The 17,682-nt window shown below is 63.1% G+C and carries 16 protein-coding genes; 9 read left to right on the forward strand and 7 right to left on the reverse strand.

Annotation, left to right across the window (positions count from 1 at the left end):
- The first annotated feature begins 132 nt into the window (after nt 1-132).
- The 3 genes from ACEN84_RS28160 to dhaL are packed head-to-tail and all read left to right on the forward strand — an operon-like array spanning nt 133 to nt 2,535.
- Complete coding sequence (locus ACEN84_RS28160; protein ID WP_413711355.1) at nt 133-837, forward strand: transcriptional regulator NanR; 705 nt, start codon at nt 133-135, stop codon at nt 835-837.
- A 52-nt stretch (nt 838-889) separates the two neighbouring features.
- Nucleotides 890-1,900, forward strand: coding sequence for a dihydroxyacetone kinase subunit DhaK (gene dhaK, locus ACEN84_RS28165; protein WP_413711356.1), 1,011 nt, complete (start codon nt 890-892; stop codon nt 1,898-1,900).
- A complete protein-coding gene (dhaL, locus tag ACEN84_RS28170) occupies nt 1,900-2,535 on the forward strand; it encodes a dihydroxyacetone kinase subunit DhaL (protein WP_413711357.1) in 636 nt (211 codons plus the stop codon). The genes dhaK and dhaL overlap by 1 nt, the downstream gene beginning before the upstream one ends.
- A gap of 271 nt (nt 2,536-2,806) precedes the next feature.
- Here the strand turns inward: dhaL and ACEN84_RS28175 are convergent, their stop codons facing one another.
- From ACEN84_RS28175 to ACEN84_RS28205, 7 genes are all read right to left on the reverse strand, one after another.
- Nucleotides 2,807-3,262: an RpiB/LacA/LacB family sugar-phosphate isomerase gene (locus ACEN84_RS28175; RefSeq protein ID WP_130281270.1), complete on the reverse strand. Its 456-nt coding sequence runs from the start codon at nt 3,260-3,262 to the stop codon at nt 2,807-2,809.
- 11 nt (nt 3,263-3,273) lie between these two features.
- Nucleotides 3,274-4,044, reverse strand: a complete 771-nt coding sequence (locus tag ACEN84_RS28180) for a triose-phosphate isomerase (protein WP_413711358.1) — start codon at nt 4,042-4,044, stop codon at nt 3,274-3,276.
- The gene (locus tag ACEN84_RS28185) at nt 4,041-4,817 is read right to left on the reverse strand and encodes a DeoR/GlpR family DNA-binding transcription regulator (RefSeq protein ID WP_413711359.1); all 777 of its coding nucleotides are present in this window, start codon (nt 4,815-4,817) and stop codon (nt 4,041-4,043) included. Before ACEN84_RS28185 ends, ACEN84_RS28180 begins: the two co-directional genes overlap by 4 nt.
- A gap of 99 nt (nt 4,818-4,916) precedes the next feature.
- Entirely contained in the window at nt 4,917-5,852 is a 936-nt protein-coding gene (locus ACEN84_RS28190) for a sugar-binding transcriptional regulator (protein WP_199628107.1), read from the reverse strand.
- A gap of 72 nt (nt 5,853-5,924) precedes the next feature.
- Nucleotides 5,925-6,857 carry a sugar phosphate isomerase/epimerase family protein gene (locus ACEN84_RS28195; protein ID WP_413711360.1) on the reverse strand — a complete coding sequence of 311 codons (933 nt, stop codon included), beginning with the start codon at nt 6,855-6,857 and terminating at the stop codon, nt 5,925-5,927.
- 11 nt (nt 6,858-6,868) lie between these two features.
- Nucleotides 6,869-8,380, reverse strand: coding sequence for a glycerol-3-phosphate dehydrogenase (locus ACEN84_RS28200; RefSeq protein WP_413711361.1), 1,512 nt, complete (start codon nt 8,378-8,380; stop codon nt 6,869-6,871).
- 37 nt (nt 8,381-8,417) lie between these two features.
- Nucleotides 8,418-9,983, reverse strand: a complete 1,566-nt coding sequence (locus ACEN84_RS28205) for an FGGY-family carbohydrate kinase (protein ID WP_413711362.1) — start codon at nt 9,981-9,983, stop codon at nt 8,418-8,420.
- 780 nt (nt 9,984-10,763) lie between these two features.
- Between ACEN84_RS28205 and ACEN84_RS28210 the strand changes: the two genes are divergently transcribed.
- The 6 genes from ACEN84_RS28210 (at nt 10,764) to ACEN84_RS28235 (ending at nt 17,667) form a co-directional block, all read left to right on the forward strand.
- The gene (locus ACEN84_RS28210) at nt 10,764-11,420 is read left to right on the forward strand and encodes a DUF2291 family protein (RefSeq protein WP_413711363.1); all 657 of its coding nucleotides are present in this window, start codon (nt 10,764-10,766) and stop codon (nt 11,418-11,420) included.
- Nucleotides 11,417-12,961: a sugar ABC transporter ATP-binding protein gene (locus tag ACEN84_RS28215; RefSeq protein WP_112710993.1), complete on the forward strand. Its 1,545-nt coding sequence runs from the start codon at nt 11,417-11,419 to the stop codon at nt 12,959-12,961. The genes ACEN84_RS28210 and ACEN84_RS28215 overlap by 4 nt, the downstream gene beginning before the upstream one ends.
- Before the next feature lie 23 nt (nt 12,962-12,984).
- A complete protein-coding gene (locus tag ACEN84_RS28220; protein WP_413711364.1) occupies nt 12,985-14,037 on the forward strand; it encodes an ABC transporter permease in 1,053 nt (350 codons plus the stop codon).
- A gap of 110 nt (nt 14,038-14,147) precedes the next feature.
- Nucleotides 14,148-15,095 carry a D-ribose ABC transporter substrate-binding protein gene (locus ACEN84_RS28225; RefSeq protein WP_413711365.1) on the forward strand — a complete coding sequence of 316 codons (948 nt, stop codon included), beginning with the start codon at nt 14,148-14,150 and terminating at the stop codon, nt 15,093-15,095.
- Nucleotides 15,096-15,273: 178 nt separating this feature from the next.
- Entirely contained in the window at nt 15,274-16,116 is an 843-nt protein-coding gene (locus ACEN84_RS28230; protein ID WP_130281252.1) for a DeoR/GlpR family DNA-binding transcription regulator, read from the forward strand.
- A gap of 36 nt (nt 16,117-16,152) precedes the next feature.
- Nucleotides 16,153-17,667 carry an FGGY-family carbohydrate kinase gene (locus ACEN84_RS28235; RefSeq protein ID WP_413711366.1) on the forward strand — a complete coding sequence of 505 codons (1,515 nt, stop codon included), beginning with the start codon at nt 16,153-16,155 and terminating at the stop codon, nt 17,665-17,667.
- Nucleotides 17,668-17,682: the final 15 nt, after the last annotated feature.

Below are 17,682 nucleotides of genomic sequence, written 5' to 3' on the forward strand. Positions count from 1 at the left end.
TTAACTGGTATAATGAGTATTCCAATTTGCGCAATCGGAAAGTTTCGATCCGAGCGCAAATGAGCCCATCGCGGCCTTTGTCGCGGCGGCGCAAAATGCTAAAGGGAGGGGAGTTTGAGCCAGCGAGACATCATGACCCAACCAATCGAGCAGATCGTTCGCCGGAAGCTTTCCGACGAGGTTTTCGACAGGCTCGAGCGCATGATCACCTCGGGCGAACTGAAGCCCGGTGACGAAATGCCCTCCGAGCGCGTGCTGATGGAGCGTTTCGGCGTCGGCCGTCCGGCGATCCGCGAGGCCATGCAGTCGCTGGCGGGCATGGGCCTCGTCAACATTTCCCACGGCGAGCGCGCCAAGGTTCTGAAACTGACGGCGAAATCGATCTTCCAGCAGGTCGATCTGACGGCGAAGATCATGCTGTCGCAATCGGCAGACAGCCTCGAGAACCTGAAGAGCGCCCGCATTTTCTTCGAGCGCGGCATGGCGCGAGAGGCGGCGCAGCGGGCGACCGAGGCTGATATCGCCGAATTGAAGCGGATTATCGAGCGCCAGCGCGAATCGCTTGGAAATGCGGAGGATTTCATCTCCGCCGACATGCAGTTCCACACCCGCATCGCGCAGATATCGGGCAACCCGATCTTCGCCGCCGTCAGCGAGGCGATGCTTGCGTGGCTGCGCGAATATCACACGGAAATGCTGATCTGGACCGGCAAGGAGAAATTCACGCTGGTCGAGCACGAAGAGATCGTCGAACGGCTTGCGGCCCACGATGCCGACGGTGCAGAATCGGCGGTGCTGAAACATCTCGAACGCTCACGGGCGCTCTACACGAAATAGGCAGGCCGTCCGCCTGGGAAGAGGGGCGGCGGCATGCATCGAAGGAGGATCGATGACGGTCAAGAAGATCATCAACAACGGCGCCGATGCCGTTGACGAAATGCTGGCGGGCATTCTCGCCGCCCATCCCAATCACCTGAAGCGCGTCGAAGGCACGGCCCGTTCGGTCGTCGCCGTCGATGGCCCGCGCCAGGGCAAGGTCGGCCTGGTGATCGGCGGCGGCTCGGGCCACGAGCCGAGCTTCGTCGGCTTTGTCGGCCGCGGTCTCGCCGATGGTGCGGCGATCGGCAATGTATTTGCCTCGCCGCCGCCGGATCCGGTCCTCGAATGCGCCAAGGCCGTCAATGGCGGCGCCGGTGTGCTCTTCATGTACGGCAACTATGCCGGCGACGTGATGAATTTCGACATGGCGGCCGAAATGGCGGCGATGGAAGACATCGAAGTCCGCACCATCCTGACGACCGACGACGTTGCCTCTGCTCCGCGCGACCGGAGAGCCGATCGCCGTGGCGTTGCCGGCAATGTCTTCGTCTTCAAGATCGCCGGCGCTGCCGCCGACCGGATGATGGATATCGATGCCTGCGAGGCTGCGGCCCGCAAGGCGAACGACCGCACTTTCACCATGGGCGTGGCGCTCGGCCCTTGCTCCCTGCCGCAGACGCGTAAGCCGAATTTCGAACTCGGCGAAAACGAGATGGAAATCGGCATGGGCATCCATGGCGAACCCGGCGTCGAGCGCGGTCCGCTGAAAAGCGCCAACGAGATCACCGACCAGCTGCTCGACAAGATCCTGCCGGAAATGAATGCCGCGCGTGGCGATCGCGTTGCCGTGCTGGTCAACGGTCTCGGCGCAACGCCGCTGATGGAGCTTTACATCATGATGGCGCGCGTCAAGGAGCGGCTGGATGGCGAAGGTCTGGTGATCCACTCGACGCTTGTCGGCAACTATTGCAGCTCGCTCGACATGATGGGTGCCTCGGTGACGCTGATGCATCTCGACGACGAGCTGCAGACCCTTCTCGACCATCCCTGCGATTGCGCCATGTTCCGGAGCGGCCGCTGATGGCTGAAATCACCGCACAGGACCTGCGCGCCATGTTCTCGGCGATCGCCGCGACCATTGCCGAAAACCGCGACCGCCTCAGCGAACTCGACGGCGTCATCGGCGATGCCGACCACGGCATCACCATGGAACTCGGCTTCTCCACCGTGGAGACGGCCCTCGCCGCCAACGAGGCCGAAGCCGATCTCGGCGCCATCTTCAACCTCGCCGCCAAATCCTTCCTCAACGCCGTCGGCGCCTCCTCCGGCCCACTCTACGCGACCGCCTTCATGCGCGCGGGAGCCGTGCTGAAGGGCAAGACGGCGGCTGGCGACGAGGACATGGTCAAGGCCTTCGCGGCGATGGCCAAGGGCATCGAGGACCGCGGCAAGGCGGTGCCGGGCGAGAAAACCATGGTCGACGCCTGGCGGCCTGCGGCAGATGCGGCGGAAGCCGAGTTTGCGAAGGGAGCGGCGCTGGCGGTTTGCCTCAAGGCTGCAGCGGATGCGGCGACTGCCGGAGCGGAGGCGACGAAGTCGATGCTGGCGACCAAGGGCCGTGCTTCGCGACTGGGCGAGCGGGTGCTTGGGCATGCCGACCCGGGCGCGGTTTCGGCGGCGCTGGTTGTTGCGACGATGGCGGAGAGTTTGGGGTAGGGACCGTAAAGGCGCCATGCACTACACGGCGTTCCGGCCGCTTTATGCACCAAGCCCACATCTCCTCACTTACTGTGCTTGCCACAGGGATGAAGAAAGAACTGCGCCCGGAGCCCCCTCATCCGCTCTTCGGGCACCTCTCCCCGCTGGGGAGAAGGGAAGACGAGGGGGCGGCTCGCGCCACGCCGGGTGGGCAGGGTGAGGGGGCTACGGGTACAACAGTTCCATCGGATCAGGCCAAGAACCTTAGCCTGCCCGCCCACCCAAAAACTCACCGAGCGTTATACTTTGCGTCCAGCTCGTCCATCGCCTTCACATTCCCGGCAGACCGGCCGTTCTCATCGAACGTCTGCGCCAGAAACGCATCGGCGATCGACTTCGCCAGTTCCGTACCGATAACGCGGGCGCCCATGGTGATGATCTGGGCGTTGTTGGAAAGCGCGGCGCGTTCGGCGGAATAGGTGTCGTGGGTCAGCGCGGCGCGGATGCCCGGCACCTTGTTGGCCGAGATGCAGACGCCGATGCCGGTGCCGCAGACGAGAATCGCCTTGTCGTAGGTGCCGTCGAGCACGCCCGATGCAACGCGGTCGGAGAGATTGGCGTAGAAGGGATCGGCGCCGCCGTTGGTGCGCGATACTTCGTGCACCTCGAAACGGTCCTTCAGATGATCGGCCAGAACCTTGGCGAGACCCTCGCCGGCGCTGTCTCCTGCAATGGCAAGCTTCATTGTCGTTCTCCTTAGAGTTTGGCGGCGCATTTTGCGAGAATGTCGAGGTAGCCTTCGACATTCCAGGCCGAACGGCCGATGAAGAGCCCGTCGATATGCGGGCTCGAAATCAGTTCTTCGCAGTTTCCAGGATTAACCGATCCGCCATAGAGGCAGGGGATCTTGCGGCCGAGGGCCTCTTCGGCGACCGCGATGATCTCGGCCTGACGGGCGTCGGCATAGTCGGCTGATGCCGGGATGCCCTTTTCGCCGATCGCCCAGACGGGCTCGTAGGCGAGCAGGATTTCGGCGGATTTCTGGTCGCCCGAGAGCTTCGAAAGCGCGCCGCGCACCTGGGTGGCGAGAATGTCGGCGGCCTTGCCGCTTTCGCGGTCGGCCAGCGTCTCGCCGATGCAGATCAGCGGGATCAGGCCGTGGCGGACGGCGGCTTCGGTCTTCAGACCGACGGTTTCGTCGGTCTCGCCGAAATGCTCGCGGCGCTCGGAATGGCCGAGTTCGACGATATCGAGGTTGCAATCCTTCAGCATCACCGGCGAGACCTCGCCGGTCCATGCACCCTGATCGGCCCAATGCATGTTCTGGGCGCCGACCTTGACGGAGGTCTTGGCAAGCATCGCCTTGACCTCGCGAACGGCGGTGAAGGGCGGAATGACGAAGCGCTGAATGCGCGGATCGCGGGCGGCATCGGCAGCTTCCAGGCCGCGGGCAAACTGCTGCGCCTCGGCGAGCGTCTTGTTCATCTTCCAGCTGGTGCCAATCCAGAAACGCGGCTTGTCGGTCATGTCGGGTCCTGTTCCGATGCAATGGTGAGCGTGATGCCCGCCTGTGCGAATTCGTCGATGACAGCAGTGTCCGGCGCGCTGTCGGTGATCACGGCGTCGAAATCGGCCAGATCGGCCATGACATGCAGCGCCGTGTGGCCGATGCGCTGGTGGTTGACCAGCAGGCAGGATCTTGCCGAGGACGTCATCATCGCCCGCTTGGTGCGGACCACGTTGTCGTCCATGTGATAGGCGCGCCTGCCGCTGACGGCGGGCGTCGAGATGAAGGCGATATCCGCGCTGAGCTTCGACAGCGCCTCTTCGGTGACGACGCCGAGATAGGCGTTGAACTTCGCCGAATAGATGCCGCCGAGCGCGATCAGCGCGATGCCTGTTTCTGTCTTCAGGCGCTCCATGATCGCCGCATTGTTGGTGATCACGGTCAAAGGCCGCTTCTGCAGCAGCATTTCGCCGAGCACCGCAGCCATCGATCCGTCATTGACCATCACGGTCATGCCGGGCTCGACGAGCTCCAGCGCGCTCCTGGCCATCGCAACCTTGGCCTCGTGACCCTGGCGCTCGCGGATGCGGAAATCGCTTTCGAACTGCGTTCCGGCATCGATCGTCGCGCCGCCTCGCACCTTTCGAAGCACGCCCGCCTGCTCGAGATCGTCGAGATCGCGGTGGACGGTCATCTTCGACACGGTGAAGCGATCGGCAAGATCGTCGAGATCGACGGTCTTGTTCTCGACGAGCAGATTGACAATCAGCTGCTGCCGTTCCTCGCGCTTCATTCCGGTCTCCACCCATCTCCTGATGTTAAGATAACGGATAAATCGTGATAATCAACATTATTCGTGTTATTTTGCGATCAACTCTTGTTGCCGATCACATCATTTCAACAGTGTCTGCGCCGTGCGTTCATCGGTGATCAGGCCGTAGAGGCGGTGGCTTTTCAGAATGGCGCGGATGGCCGGAACCTTCGACTGCCCGCCGGCAAGCGCCACGAGCCGCTCATTCTTCGTTTTCGGGAAGGAGGCCGAGAGTGTCCGCGCCGTCAGCGCCGTATCCAGCATGTCGCCATCTGCATTGAAGAAATGCCCGAGGATTTCGCCGACGCCGCCGGCAGTCGCGATATCGTCGATCTCGCTCGGTTCGACCATACCCGAGAGCACCAGCTGTGCATCGGCATCGACAGTGCCGAGGCCAACGAGCTTCAGGTCGGCATTGTTGGCGAGGTCGAAGACCTCCTTGACGGCGCGCTGCGCTTTCAGCACCTCGCGGTCGTCGCCTGTGTTGGCGAAGAACGGGACGGGCATCACATAGGCCTGCGTTCCCGTCTTTTCGGCGATGCGATGCATCACGTCATAGGGGTTGGCGCCATAGTTGCGCGTCAGGCCGCCGAGCAGCGAGACGAAGCGCAGGTTCTTGGCGCCGACGCGCGGCATGTACTGGACGGCGGCTGACAGCGTCCGGCCATGGCCAAGGCCGATGACCTTGTTGTCGCCGCGCTCGATCTCACGCTTCAGGTAGCCGGCGCCGGCATGGCCGAGGGCGCGAAGCGGCAGGCCTTCCTCGCCGAGATCGGGGGCGACCTCGCAATATTGCAGGCCGTAGCGCTCGGAAAGGCGGGACTCGAGCTCGACGCATTCGACGATATCGCCGTCGATCGTCACTTTGACGACGCCATCGGCGACGGCGCGGGCAATCAGCCGGTGCGCCTTGACCGAGGGCACGCCGAGACGGCGGGCGACATCGGATTGCGTCAGGCCTCCGGCGTAGTGAAGCCAGGCAGCGCGTACCGCAAGCGTATCATCGGCGTCCGTCATCGCCGCTCCCTTTCAAAATAAGTCCTGCAACGATTCCGTTGCGATATCTGCAGCCTTTTAAGGATCTCCGCCTCAGATGTTCAAGTCGTCGATGCCGGTGTCGATATAGGGCGCCCAGAAGGCGACGCTCTCGGCGATCTGCGGGATCACCTCGCGGTCGTTCGGCTCGCGCTCCTTGAAGGAAAGCTCGAGGCAGATCTCGTTATTGACAGCCCCGCCTTCGGCCAACGCCTTGAGAAGCGGCGCCGGCTGGATTCGGCCCTTGGCGTTGAATTCGGCGGTGAACGGCCGGTGGCCGCCCTTGTCCATCAAGCTCTGCTTGATGTGGATGATCGGCGATACCGGGGGAACGGCGCGCGCCCAGGCAAAGGGGTCAAAATCGTCAGGGTTGGCGGAGGTGACGTCGCCGTGGTCGATATCGGCCATCATCCACATCGGGATCGCCATATTGGCGGCCGTCAGCCGCTCCTGCAGCGACAGGCAGGCGGCAATCGTCTCGCCGAATTCGCGGCCGATGCTCATCGGCTCCCAGAACACATAGGAAAGACCAGCGGCGCGGCCATGCTCCGCCACTTCGGCCCAGCAATCGATTGCGATCTTGATCAGTTCCTCGCGCTTCGCCGGATCGTCGAAGTCCCGGTAGGTGAAGATCGCGAACTGCGTGCCGACGGAATCGCCGCCGAGATCGGCGGTAATATCGGCGAAGGTCTTGAACCAGTCGATATAGTAGCGGCGCACATCGGCGTCCGGATGGCCGAAATGGTTGAGGCGGCCGTAGGGGCCGGTCATGCCGGAGGTAACGCGAACGCCCGTGCGCCGCAGCGCCGAATTCATGCTGCGGGTGAGGCGGCGGATCACGGGCGCTTGCCAGCTCGGATTGATGAACTCATGGGTCAGCTGCAGGTCGCGGATCTTCAGGTCGCGCGCCACCGTATCGATCAGGTCGTCGGGATCGGCAAAGCGGTTGACCAGCGGATTGGTGTTCAGCGAAAGCGTCAGCGGCATCGGTTTCTCCCTCAGGCGGCAGCGAGGCGGGAGGAAGCGAACCAGTCGGCAAAGGCGGCGCGTTCGGCTTCGCTCATGTGCAGGTAGTGCTTGGTGCGGCGATAGAGGATGTCCTCGGCCGTCTCCGCCCATTCCGTCGCCACGAGATAACGGGCTTCCGCCTCGTAGAACTGCCCGCCGAAATGGCGGCCCAGGCCTTCGAGACCGGTGGCGCCTGCGACGACATTCTTCGTACGGGCGCCGTACAGGCGGCCGTAGTGATGGACGAGCTTGCGCGGCATCCAGGGATAGGCATCGCGCAGGCTGTTGGCGAAGGTTTCGTAGTCGGCATTGGGGATTTCCCCGCCTGGGAGCGGCGCCGACTGCGTCCAGTCGCCGCCCATCGCCGGGAAAATGTGCTTGAGGCGATGCAGGCCGCGCTCGGCCAGCTCGCGGAAGGTGGTGATCTTGCCGCCGAAGACATTGAGCAGCGGTGCGCCGCCCGTCTCGTCGAGATCGAAGACGTAATCGCGGGTGACGGCGGACGGGTTGCCCTTGCCGTCGTCGAAAAGCGGGCGCACGCCGGAGAAGCTGTGCAATACATCCTGGCGGCGGAGCTTCTCCTTGAAGTAGCGGTTCACGGCCTTCAGCAGGTAATCGATCTCGGCTTCGTCGGCGGAGACGTCCTCGGCGCGGCCCTCATAGGCGATATCGGTCGTGCCGATCAGCGCCTTGTCGCCCTCGTAGGGGTTGATGAAGATGACGCGCTTGTCGTGGTTCTGCACGAGATAGGCATTCGAGCCCGCCCAGAATTTCGGAACGATGATGTGGCTGCCCTTGACGAGGCGGACGTTGCGCGAGGAGTTGGAGCCGGCGACACGGTTGATGATGTCGCTAACCCAGGGGCCGGCGCAGTTGACGAGACATTTGGCGCGGAAGGTGCGCGTCTCGCCGCTGGTGCTGTTCTTCGTGGTGATGGTCCAGGCGCCGTTTTCTCGCCGGGCCGAGACGGCGGGCGAGCGGGTCAGCACGAGCGCGCCCTTTTCGGCGGCGCTGACGGCGTTGAGCACGACGAGGCGGGCGTCATCCACCCAGCAATCGGAATATTCGAAACCGCGGGTATATTGGTCGAGGATCGGCGTGCCTTCGGGGTCGCGCAGCAGATTGAGGGTGCGCGTGCCCGGCAGCTTCTTGCGGCCACCGAGGTGGTCGTAGAGAAAGAGGCCGAGCCGCACGAGCCAGGCGGGGCGATCCTGCGGGCTGTGGGGCAGGACGAAACGCATCGGCCAGATGATGTGGGGAGCGGCGTTCAAGAGCACTTCGCGCTCGATCAGCGCTTCACGCACCAGGCGGAACTCGTAATATTCGAGATAGCGAAGGCCGCCATGCACGAGCTTGCCGGAACGCGACGACGTGCCCTGCGCCAGGTCGTCCTTTTCGCAGAGCGCCACCTTCAGTCCGCGGCCGGCCGCATCGCGGGCGATACCCGCGCCATTGATGCCGCCGCCGATGACGAAGAGGTCGAGGGTTTCCGGTTCGGTCATGTCATGCTCCTTCGATGCTTCTGCATCAGAACTTGAGTTACGCGCCTGGCGTCGCAGCAGTGGCGAGCTTGTCCCAGGCGGGCGCCATGGCCTGGCGCACGTCCGTGTAGGCGGAGAAAAGGCGATCGAAGCGCGCGGCTTCGGCGGTGTCGGGCACTTCGGGCTCGCCGAGCAGCGGCGTCACCCAGTCGGCAATGCAGTCGTCCATCGTGGCATAGACGCCGACGGCGACCGCAGCCATCATCGCCACACCGGCAGCGCCGGTCTCTTCGCGCCGGGACTGACGGATCGGCGCGTTGACGGCTGATGACAGCGAGCGGCGCAGACCGAGCGAGCGAGTCGCCCCGCCGGTGATGCGCAACTCTTCAGGCATCGCCCCCATCGCCGCGTAGCAATCGCGGGTCGCAAGGCCGAGGCCCTCGACGACGGAGCGGACGAGATCCGGAAAGCCGTGACGGGTGGAGAGGCCTGTGAAGCCGGCCCGGGCATTGGCGTTGACGAAAGGCCCGCGCTCGCCGGCCTCCGAAATATAGGGGTGATAGAGCACCGATCCCGGCTTGCTCTCGGCAAACCAGCCGTCGATCCGGGCGATCAGATCGGCATGCGAAACGGTCTTCCCGGCGTCCGCCATCAGGTAGGAGGCAATTTCCAGGATCCAGTCGATGTTGATCGTCGATCCCATGTTGGTCTGGACCTGCGTGACGATGCCGGGAATCGGCAGGGCGATGACATAGCCGGTGCCTTCGCTGTTGAGATGAACGTCGGCGACCGCCTTGGCGCGCATGTGGACGCCGGTGGAGCCGATCGTTGAGCAGGCGGCATTTCGGCCGCTGCTGCGCACGCCGGCGCCGAGCGCCGTCATCACCATGTCGACATAGCCGAGGCAGACGGGCGTTCCCGCAAGCAGACCGCAGGCCTTGGCGGCTTCCGCCGTCAGGGGATGGCTCACTTCGGTACCGTCGATGATCTCGGGCAGAAGATTGCGGCGCCGCTCAAGGCCGAGCGCGTCGATGACGACGCTGTCGTATTGGCGCGTGCGGAAATTGCCGAAGGTGAAGCTTGCCTCGGAGGGATCGGTCGCGCGGATGCCGGTGAGATTGAGATAGAGCCAGTCCTTGCAATGCAGGGCGGTCTCGGCTCGGTCGAGCAAGTCAGGCGCGACCTTGTCCATATGGGCGAGCTGCGCGCCCTGCTGGCAGGTATTGAGACCGGTGCCGGTCGCCTCGAAGCGGGCGCGGTTGCTTGTCCCTCCCGCCAGTCTGGTGACCGTCGAGGCGGCACGGGCATCGAGCCACAGCCACGCGTCTGTGACGGGCGCATTGCCGCGGCCGACGAGCCACGTGCCGTCGCCCTGTCCGGTTACTGCGATCGCGGCAGTGCGCGCGGCAAGATCGGCGACCTTTTCGCCGAGGCCGCGCAATGCGCTGGCGCAGTCCGTCCAGGTCTGGGCGAGGGATTGCGTCGCCGAACCATCGTCGCCGGTCGCGTATTTGTTGCGCACGGAAGCGGTTGCGATCTGCTGGCCTGCGAGATCGAACGCCACCGCCTTGATGACGGATGTTCCGGCGTCGATCCCGATGATGATGTTCTGGGTCGATGTCATTGCAGACTATCTCGCCAATGCTGCGAACGCCGCGACGGGCAATACGCGCGTCCAATTCATCTCAAGTCCTCCCGATCGGCCTTTCACGAGGGAACAATCCCCCAGCCGCATCATTTGATCCGCATGCCGCCAGCGGCAAGCCGCGGCCTCTGCAAATGCCGGATCGAATATTTGCCGAAACCTCCCATAGGCCTCATCGCAAAACATAACATAAAGATATCACATTGCCAGCAAGATTTTTCTGGTCATGAAAAATTTTTCAGATAAAATGGATGGCATAGGAATTTAGAGCGTCGGCTCCGGCCAAGTCTCGATGAGCGCACGATCAGCCAGCATACAGCTGATGGAAATTCTTATTTTTCATTTATATACAGATACTTACTGACCGTCACGACTTTGGGCTTTTTGTGCGCCTGCCACATCAGTTTGCTGCGATGCAGCGCGATAAAAACCATGTGAGAGTCTGATTAGGCAAGCATGTACTGATAAAAGGGCCGTTGACATCTGTTAAAATTCATAACATTGTTTCCGGCATAAATAACACAGTTCTATCACGGAAGCTCACTTCCGGATGGAGATTGCAGGTTCCGGCGGTTGGAGGAGACAGGCGCCGGCTCTCTGTTGAGGAGGCTTCCAATGCTGATTTTCATCGCGCCCTGCGTCGTCGCGGACTGCCCGCCGGTTCTTCAGCCGGCCAGCCGTCCTGCCACGGCACGGCTCCGATCGTAATCGCACCCAGCCCCTCCGCTTCACCATCTCCTGGACAAAGGCCGTCACGACATGAGTACACAGCCCGATTATGCAGCCCCCAAGCCCGGCAGCGGCAATCTGAAGCTCATCGTCAGCGCCGCATTCGCTGTCGTCGTCATCGGTGCCATGGCACTCGACACCACGGTCGTGAAGATCGGGTCGGCAAACGATGTCCGGCAGCAGGCCTTTTCGCCTGAGACCTTCGGCGCCGAGCAGTTCCCGAAGATTCAGGCCAATGTCGAGCAGCGCGCCGTCGCAGCCGCCGAACTGGCAACCGCGATCGCCGCGGACAAGAAGGCCGCGAGCGAGAAATACGGCACGGCGACGAGCACAGGTCCGGTCATTCCGGTGACGCTGAGCGGCACCTTCGGTGCCCGCAAGTCGAACACCAATGAAATGAAGATCGACGGATTGCCTCCCGAGACGGTGGTCCGTGTCCAGACCGGTCCCGCGGTCAACGGCACGGACCTCCGCGATGCCACCGGCGAGATCGAATTCGGCCAGTTCACCAACCAGATCCAGTATCAGGATGCCGGATCGGCCATCAACAACGAGATGAAGAAGACCGTGCTTTCCGGTCTCGATCCGGATCAGCTGGACGGTAAAACCGCGACCGTCGTCGGCGTCTTCAAGCTCATCAACCCGAAGAACTGGCTGATCACGCCGGTGAAGGTCGAGGTCAAATGAGCCAGCCGCTGCGCAATCCCGGAACCCAGGGCGAGGTCGTGCTCGCCGCCCGAAACATCGCCAAGTCCTATGGCAATGTTCACGCGCTCAAGGGCGTGAACTTCGATATCCATCGCGGCCAGGTGACGACGCTGTTCGGTGAGAACGGCGCCGGCAAGTCGACGCTGATGAAGATCCTCTCGGGCGTGGTACAGCCGACCTCCGGCGAGATCGTTCTCGACGGTTCGCCGATCAGCTTCGCGTCCTCGACCCATGCCCGCGAATGCGGCATCTCGATCATCCACCAGGAACTGAGTCTCGCCCCCAATCTCAGCGTTCGCGACAATATCTTCATGGGCCGCGAGATCATCAAGGGCGGTGTCGTCGATTTCGCCGAGGAAGAGCGCCAGACCCGGGCGCTGATGGAAGAGCTCGAAGAGGACATCGATCCGCTGACGCGCGTGGAGGACCTTCGCCTCGGCCAACAGCAGATCGTCGAGATCGCCCGCGCTCTCTCGGTCAATTCCCGCATCCTGATCATGGACGAGCCGACCTCGGCGCTGAGCGCCACCGAAGTCGAAGTTCTCTTCAAGGTCATCCACGACCTGACAGGCCGTGGCGTCTCGATCGTCTATATCTCGCACCACCTCGAAGAGGCGCTGCAGATCACCAATCACGCCGTCGTCCTGCGCGACGGCACGATGACTGCCTATGCCGAGCGCAAGGATATCGACCTCGAATGGATCGTCCGCAACATGGTCGGCGAGAACTTCGATCTCGGCAGCCCGCCTGAAGGACACCAGTTCGGCGAAGTGGCGCTGTCGATCGAAGGTCTGACCGTTCCCGGTCCTTCGGGCGCCGCCTATAACGCCGTCGACCGCATGTCGCTGAAAGTGCGGGCCGGCGAGGTCGTCTGCATCTACGGACTGATGGGGGCGGGGCGCACCGAGCTTCTGGAATGCGTCGCCGGCCGGCTACGCTCCAGCGGCGGACGGGTTCTGCTCGAAGGACAGGATGTCGGTGCTCTCAGCATTGCCGGGCGCATCGAAAGCGGCCTCGTCCTCGTTCCCGAAGACCGACAGCGTGACGGCCTGGTGCAGACGATGACCGTCGGCTCCAATCTGTCGCTTGCCAGCATCGGCGCCTTCACCAAGGGCCTTTTCACATCCGGCCGCCGCGAACGCGATCTCGTCACCGAGTCGATCCGCCGCGTCCACGTTAAGACCGATGGCGGCGAAGCGGCAATCGGCTCGCTCTCAGGCGGTAACCAGCAGAAGGTCGTCATCGGCAAGATGCTGGCGACGGAACCGAAGGTCATCCTGCTCGACGAACCGAGCCGCGGCATCGATATCGGCGCCAAGGCCGAAGTCTTCAAGCTGCTCGCCGAGCGCGCCAAGCAGGGCCTCGCGGTCATCTACTCGACGTCGGAAGTCAACGAATGCCTGAGCATCGCGCATCGCATCATCGTCATGCACCGCGGCCGCATTTCGGCAGAGTTCGGCTCTGACGTCACCAAGGAAAAGATCATGGCCGCCTCCGGCGAATCCATGGTCGCGCACTAGCCCGGAATTATGGAGCGCTGATTATGTCAGTCACAAACGTCACCGAGAAGAAGTCAGTTTCGAACGGGCAGAAGCGGAACACCAATATCGTGCGCCTGATCCTGGAAGGACGCGCGTTCTTCGCGCTGATCGTCATCATCGCGGTCTTCTCCTTCCTGTCGCCCTACTATTTCAGCCTCAACAACTTCCTGATCATGGCCTCGCATGTGGCAATCTTCGGGATCCTGGCGATCGGCATGCTGCTGGTCATCCTCAACGGCGGCATCGACCTTTCGGTCGGCTCGACGCTCGGCCTTGCAGGCTGTATCGCCGGCTTCCTGATGCAGGGCGTTACGCTCAGCTATTTCGGCATCATCCTCTATCCGCCGGTCTGGGCCGTCGTGGTGCTGACCTGCGCGCTCGGCGCCGTGGTCGGCGCGGTCAACGGCGTGCTTGTCGCCTATCTCAAGGTGCCTGCCTTCGTTGCCTCGCTCGGCGTCCTCTATGTCGCCCGCGGTATCGCGCTCCTGATGACCAACGGCCTGACCTACAACAACCTCGGCGGCCGTCCGGAACTCGGCAATACCGGCTTCGACTGGCTCGGCTTCAACCGCCTCGGCGGCGTGCCGATCGGCGTCATCGTTCTTGCGGTCCTCGCCATCGTCTGCGGCATCGTGCTCAGCCGCACTGCCTTTGGCCGCTGGCTCTATGCATCGGGTGGCAACGAGCGAGCCGCCGACCTTTCGGGCGTTCCGGTCAAGCGTGTGAAGATCATCGTCTATGTGCTCTCGGGCGTCTGCGCAGCGATTGCCGGTCTCGTACTGTCCTCGCAGCTCACCTCCGCCGGTCCGACGGCGGGCACGACCTACGAACTGACGGCGATCGCAGCCGTCGTCATCGGCGGCGCGGCGCTGACGGGTGGCCGCGGCACCGTGCGCGGCACCATGCTCGGCGCCTTCGTCATCGGCTTCCTGTCGGACGGCCTCGTGATCATCGGCGTCTCCGCATACTGGCAGACCGTCTTTACCGGCGCGGTGATCGTTCTCGCCGTCCTGATGAACAGCATCCAATACGGCCGCCGGGTCAAATCGTCCTGACGGCTGAAACCGAACTTATCCACGACGGCAGGCCTCTGGCGCAAAGGCCGATTGGGGAAAGCACCGCCGGATCATCGGCAACAACTGAGCTCACTAATGGGAGAGAGACTATGTTTAAGAAAGGCATGCGCATTCTTCTGGCCGCCGCGGCTGTCGCACCGATCCTCGTCAGCAGCGCCTGGGCAGCAGGCCAGATGACGATCATCGTCAACGACCCGTCCAACCCCTACTGGCTGACGGAAGGCAACGTTGCCAAGGCAACCGCTGAGAAGCTCGGCTACACGGCTTCGGTCAGCGCCCACAAGGGTGACACCAACACCGAGAGCAACCTGATCGACACGGCCATCACCAACAAGTCGGTCGCGATCATTCTCGACCCGGCAAACGCTGACGGCTCCGTTGGCGCGGTGAAGAAGGCCGTTGCCGCCGGTATCCCGGTCATCCTCGTCAACGCTGAAATCAACCAGGAAGGCCTGGCGAAGGCGCAGCTCGTTTCCAACAACGCCCAGGGTGCCGCCCTCGGTGCGCAGCAGTGGGTCGAAGCTGTCGGCGACAAGGGCAACTATGCCGAACTGTTCGGCGCTCCCTCCGACAACAACGCCGCAACGCGCTCGAACGGTTACGAAACCGTGCTGTCGCAGTACCCGGACCTGAAGAAGGTTGCCAAGGAAGTTGCCGATTGGGACCGCACCAAGGGCCACAACAAGATGCAGTCCATGCTGCAGGCAAATCCTGACATCGTCGGCGTCATCTCCGGCAACGACGAAATGGCCCTCGGCGCCATCGCAGCGCTGAAGGAAGCCGGCAAGCTCGCCAACATCAAGGTCGGCGGCTTCGACGGTTCGCCGGATGCTGTTGCCGCGATCAAGGCGGGCGAACTGCAGTACACCGTCCTCCAGCCGGTGGCGATCTTCTCCGAAGAAGCCGTCAAGCAGGCCGACAACGTCATCAAGAATGGCAGCACTGGCGCCAAGAGCGAAAAGCAGCTCTTCGATTGCCTGCTGATCACCAAGGACAATGTCGACAAGTACACCGGTCCGTTCGTTCTCGAGCAGTAATCGGTCGAGGCGCCCGCAAGGGCGCTCTCCAGGCCGGGCGGCATCCACCCGCCCGGCTCCCTGCATGCCTGAAACGGTTGCCCGCGGCATGAGCCGCCCGTTCCGTTTCGCCATTTTGCCTTGGCACGGCAATCACTGTACGAAGCTGGTATCCAGAATTCAGCGACAGGGGTGACCCGTGACACAGAAGACCAGCCAGGGCGAAGATCTGTTGGAGCAGCTTACGAGCGACAGCCGGCAGACGCGCCAGATCGCGCGCCGCCGCATGATCGCAGAGGCCGTGATGAGTGAAGGCTCGATGCGGATTGAAGACCTGACCGACCGTTTCGGCATCAGCCTGATGACGGCGCATCGCGATGTCGATGAGCTGGTCAGCCGCGGGCTGTTCCGCAAGACGCGCGGCATCGTGACGGCCGCCGCCACCAATCTTATCGAATCCAGCGACGTCTATCGCTCCAACCGCCAGGCGAGCGAGAAGAAGCTGATCGCCGAGGCGGCGATGCAGTTCGTCGAGCCCGGCCAGGCGATCTTTTTCGACGATTCCACGACCGTCCTTCAGATGGCAACGCATCTGCCGTCCAGGGTTCCCGTCACCGCGATCACCAATTCGCTGACGCTGATGAATGCGCTGACCGGCATGCACGACGTGACGCTGCTGGCGCTAGGCGGGCAATATTACAACTGGTGCAACGCCTTCATGGGCCGGATGACGATAAGCGAAATCAAAGGCTTGCGTGCGGACGTTGCCTTCATTTCGATGTCGGCGATCAGCGACGGCACGGTGCTGCATCAGTCGCCCGAGACCGTCGATACCAAGCGCGCCATGTTCGACTGTTCCGTCAAACGCATCCTGCTTGCCGATCACACCAAGTTCGAACGGCGGGCACTTCACAGTTTCGCAGCACTGGACGAGTTCGATGTCGTCATTGTCGACGACAAGACCAACCCGGTGCATATCGACCGCATGCGGTCCAAGGATATCAACGTGGTGGTTGCCCGGGGTGCCCAGGGGCGCTCGTAAGGTGGCTTGCCCGTTGCACAAACGAGGTAAGGGCGAATGCCGAGTCTGCTCGGGATCGATAGTGGCCTGACGGTCACCAAGGCCGTCATTTTCGATATCGACGGCACGCCGCTCGCAGTCAGCAGGCGCCGCGTCACGCAGTTCATGCCGAAGCCGCGCCATATCGAGCGCGATATGGACGAGCTCTGGACAGCGACCGCCGATGCCATCCGCGAGGCGATCGCGCTGAGCGGCCGGCCGGCGAACGACATCCAGGCGATTTCCGCCACCGCGCATGGCGACGGGATCTATCTCCTCGATCACGACCAGAAGCCGCTCGGCCGCGCCATCCTCTCGCTCGACAGCCGGGCAGGGGAGATCGTCGACCGCTGGGAGGGCGAGGTGGCGGATGCCTCGATCGAGCTCACCGGCCAGATCCCGCATGTCTCGGCACCCTCGGCGCTGCTGGCCTGGATCCGCGAGAACGAGCCGGAGCGTTTTCAGCAAATCGGCCATTTCATCAGCTGCAAGGACTGGCTGCGCTTCTGCCTCACCGAGATCATCGGCACGGACCGCACCGAGGCCAGCACTTCCTTCACCAATGTGCGCACGCAGGACTATAGCCAGGACGCGCTCAAGCTGTTCGGTCTCGAAGCGCTCGTTCACGCCTTGCCGCCGGCCTCGCGCTCCGACCAGATCGTCGGACGGGTGACGCGCGAGGCGGCGCTACGGACCGGCCTTGCCGAATGCACGCCCGTCGTCGCCGGATTGCATGATGTCACCGCCTCGGCGTTGGGCGCTGGGGGATACGGGCCGGGCGTCGTCGCCGTCATCGCCGGGACCTATTCGATCAACGAGACGCTGTCTTCCGAGCCGCGCGTCGACCGGCGCTGGTTCTGCCGCAACGGCATTGCACCCGGCATCTGGAACAGCATGTCGATCTCGCCGGCCTCGACCGCAAATTACGACTGGTTCCTCGATACGCTCTGCGCCAGCGAACGGGCACAGGGCGGCGCCATCCATGCGCTGCTGGCGCCGGAGATCGACGCGGCCTTCGAGCGCCCGTCGACCGCACTCTTCCACCCCTATCTCTTCGGTTCGCCCTATGGCGCGGCTGCTAGCGCCAGCTTCTTCGGTCTCGGCGGCTGGCACGATCGCGGCGACATGCTGCGCGCCGTCCTCGAAGGTATCGCCTTCAATCACCGCATTCATGTCGATGCGCTGCGCGATGGCTTTTCCTTCGATCGGGCGCGGCTTGCAGGCGGCGTGTCGCGCAATCCGACGGTGGTGCAGATGTTTGCCGATGTGCTCGGCATGCCCGTAACGGTGACCGAGACGGATGAGGCGGCGGCCTGGGGAGCCGCCCTCTGCGCCGGATCAGGCGCTGGAATCTATGCCGATCCGCAAGCCGATCCCCGTGACATAGCAAGCATCGCCAGGACCTGCGAACCCGATGCCGCGCGCAGCGCCGATTACGAGAAGCGCTACCAGGTGTTCCGCGAAATCGCCGAGGCGATGACACCGCTCTGGCCGAAGATTGCCGGCCTCGCACCCGTCAACGCGGCAAACTGACAAGACGAATGCCGG

The organism is Rhizobium sp. Rhizsp82, assembly GCF_047325115.1.
GTDB lineage: Bacteria > Pseudomonadota > Alphaproteobacteria > Rhizobiales > Rhizobiaceae > Rhizobium.

Coding starts and splice junctions, on each gene's coding strand:
- ACEN84_RS28160 (WP_413711355.1), top strand. CDS start 133: ATGACCCAACCAATCGAGCAGATCGTTCGCCGGAAGCTTTCCGACGAG.
- dhaK (WP_413711356.1), top strand. CDS start 890: ATGACGGTCAAGAAGATCATCAACAACGGCGCCGATGCCGTTGACGAA.
- dhaL (WP_413711357.1), top strand. CDS start 1,900: ATGGCTGAAATCACCGCACAGGACCTGCGCGCCATGTTCTCGGCGATC.
- ACEN84_RS28175 (WP_130281270.1), bottom strand. CDS start 3,262: ATGAAGCTTGCCATTGCAGGAGACAGCGCCGGCGAGGGTCTCGCCAAG.
- ACEN84_RS28180 (WP_413711358.1), bottom strand. CDS start 4,044: ATGACCGACAAGCCGCGTTTCTGGATTGGCACCAGCTGGAAGATGAAC.
- ACEN84_RS28185 (WP_413711359.1), bottom strand. CDS start 4,817: ATGAAGCGCGAGGAACGGCAGCAGCTGATTGTCAATCTGCTCGTCGAG.
- ACEN84_RS28190 (WP_199628107.1), bottom strand. CDS start 5,852: ATGACGGACGCCGATGATACGCTTGCGGTACGCGCTGCCTGGCTTCAC.
- ACEN84_RS28195 (WP_413711360.1), bottom strand. CDS start 6,857: ATGCCGCTGACGCTTTCGCTGAACACCAATCCGCTGGTCAACCGCTTT.
- ACEN84_RS28200 (WP_413711361.1), bottom strand. CDS start 8,380: ATGACCGAACCGGAAACCCTCGACCTCTTCGTCATCGGCGGCGGCATC.
- ACEN84_RS28205 (WP_413711362.1), bottom strand. CDS start 9,983: ATGACATCGACCCAGAACATCATCATCGGGATCGACGCCGGAACATCC.
- ACEN84_RS28210 (WP_413711363.1), top strand. CDS start 10,764: ATGAGTACACAGCCCGATTATGCAGCCCCCAAGCCCGGCAGCGGCAAT.
- ACEN84_RS28215 (WP_112710993.1), top strand. CDS start 11,417: ATGAGCCAGCCGCTGCGCAATCCCGGAACCCAGGGCGAGGTCGTGCTC.
- ACEN84_RS28220 (WP_413711364.1), top strand. CDS start 12,985: ATGTCAGTCACAAACGTCACCGAGAAGAAGTCAGTTTCGAACGGGCAG.
- ACEN84_RS28225 (WP_413711365.1), top strand. CDS start 14,148: ATGTTTAAGAAAGGCATGCGCATTCTTCTGGCCGCCGCGGCTGTCGCA.
- ACEN84_RS28235 (WP_413711366.1), top strand. CDS start 16,153: ATGCCGAGTCTGCTCGGGATCGATAGTGGCCTGACGGTCACCAAGGCC.